The organism is Pauljensenia sp. UMB3104, assembly GCF_030217285.1.
GTDB lineage: Bacteria > Actinomycetota > Actinomycetes > Actinomycetales > Actinomycetaceae > Pauljensenia.
On the sequence record NZ_JASONN010000219.1, the window covers coordinates 1 to 292 of the forward strand.

The following is a 292-nucleotide window of genomic DNA, read 5'->3' on the forward strand; positions in this document are numbered from 1 at the left end:
TAGTATTGATATCTGTTTCATTCTACCGACAGCAATATCTCAATAGCCCGATTCAGATAGGCGTCTACTACGCCCTCTTCATACGCTTTAGTACCGCGAGCATGCTTGAAGGTGACGCCCCTGATCTGATCGGCGGTAAGTACTTCCCCATCGTCAAAAAATGAAGCGATTCGATCTAGGAACTGATCGACCTGCTCGGCATCATAGCCCTTTCCAGAAGCAGGATGGTCAAAGCGCTCCCCCGCCGGACGCAGCAAGCGCGGGTAAAGCGTGGTAGCCCTCGAAGCTACCC

General features: G+C 52.4%; 1 protein-coding gene. It reads right to left on the bottom strand.

Annotated elements, in window-relative coordinates; translation table 11 throughout:
* Positions 1 to 17: 17 nt before the first annotated feature.
* Positions 18 to 292, bottom strand: a 275-nt coding sequence (locus tag QP415_RS11455; protein ID WP_285100160.1) for a DivIVA domain-containing protein, incomplete at its 5' end; no start/stop codon positions are given.